Source organism: Azospirillum agricola (assembly GCF_017876095.1).
In the GTDB taxonomy this organism is placed as follows: Bacteria; Pseudomonadota; Alphaproteobacteria; order Azospirillales; family Azospirillaceae; genus Azospirillum; species Azospirillum agricola.
This window is the reverse complement of record NZ_JAGINM010000075.1, coordinates 1-1,437: the sequence shown is the minus strand read 5'-3', so window position 1 is coordinate 1,437 and position 1,437 is coordinate 1. Positions and strand designations below refer to the sequence as shown.

Below are 1,437 nucleotides of genomic sequence, written 5' to 3'. Positions count from 1 at the left end.
TAGTACTACTTTGGCAGTTTCTGGGTGATGGAGTGAACTGAAACCTGTTGTACATCTGAGAAAACGATCTTGGCCGGAGGCACTCATGCTGGACGTGCGGGAGTGGGAAGCCGAGTTGGCAGAGTGGCTGGAGCCGTTTCTGAATGCCTTGGGCCACAAGGCACGGCAGCGGTGGGCCGGGGTGTATATCCGGGGATTGCTCGGGCGCACGGAGCGCAAGAGCGTGCAACCGATGGCGGCGGATTTGACGCCGGACGACTACGACCAACTGCACAACTTCATCGCCAGCCGGTCGTGGGATGGTGCCCGGCTGGAGACGATCCTTGCCGGCAAGGCCGATGCCCTGGTCGGCGGCAAAGGCGCCATTCTGGTCATCGACGACGTTGCCCTGCCCAAGAAGGGCAGCCACTCGGTCGGCGTTGCCCACCAGTACTGTGGCGCACTCGGCAAGCAGGCCACCTGTCAGGTGCTGGTCTCCCTGACCCTGGCCCGCGACAACGTTCCCGTGCCGGTGGCTCTGCGCCTGTTCCTGCCGGACGACTGGGCCACGAACGCTGAGCGCTGCCGTCGAGCCGGTGTGCCTGCGGATCGCATGGGCGAGCGCACCAAGCCGCAGATCGCGCTGGACGAACTGGACCGTGTACGGGCGGGGGGCGTGCGTTTCGACATGGTCGTCGCCGATGCCGGGTACGGCGACGGCGCCGCCTTCCGCAAGGGGCTGAGCGCGCGCGGCCTGACCTGGGCGGTCGGCATCCAATGCACGCAGTCGGTCTACCACACCGCCGTCACGGTAACGTGGCCGGTCGCCCCGGTCGGTCGGCCGCGCAAACACGCCGTCGCCAGCGAAAAGCCGGTCGCTGCGGCAGCGATGCTGGAGACGGCGACGTGGCAGCGCCTGACGTGGCGAACCGGCACCAAGGGGCCGCTCAGCGCGGAATTCGCCGCGGTGCGGGTGCGCGTCGCCGATGGGCCGCCGCAGAGCAATCGCACGCCTCTGCCCGGTGACGAGGCTTGGCTGATCGGTGAGCGCCGAAGCACCGGCGAGCGCAAATACTACCTGAGCAACCTGCCCCCCGACACCCCGGTGCGGACCCTGGCGGCCCGGATCAAAGCGCGCTGGGTCTGCGAACAGGGCCATCAGCAAATGAAGGAGGAACTCGGGCTCGACCACTTCGAGGGACGGAGTTGGCACGGCCTGCACCATCATCTGCTTCTGGCGATGATCACCTTGGCGTTTCTCCAGCACCTTCGACTCGCCAGCGCGCCGGAGCGGGGGAAAAATCACCGACGGCGACAGCGGACCGCCCCCTCACCCGACGCTGCCCGCCATTCGCCAAGCCATTCTCGCGCAGATCCTCACCTGCGCGCCGCTCCGATGTCCCTGCTGTCGGTGCTGGCTCGTCCCGCACCGGCGGGAGTAGAACTGCCAAAGTAGTG

Annotated in this window: 1 protein-coding gene; it reads left to right on the top strand. The window is 67.1% G+C overall.

Going from position 1 to position 1,437, the window contains the following annotated elements; genetic code table 11:
- Positions 1-85: 85 nt before the first annotated feature.
- The gene (locus tag J2847_RS33860) at positions 86-1,435 is read left to right on the top strand and encodes an IS701 family transposase (protein ID WP_209783110.1); all 1,350 of its coding nucleotides are present in this window, start codon (positions 86-88) and stop codon (positions 1,433-1,435) included.
- The last annotated feature ends 2 nt before the right edge of the window (positions 1,436-1,437 follow it).

Excerpts from the sequence above, each read along its gene's own strand:
- J2847_RS33860 (WP_209783110.1), top strand. The coding sequence starts at position 86 with ATGCTGGACGTGCGGGAGTGGGAAGCCGAGTTGGCAGAGTGGCTGGAG.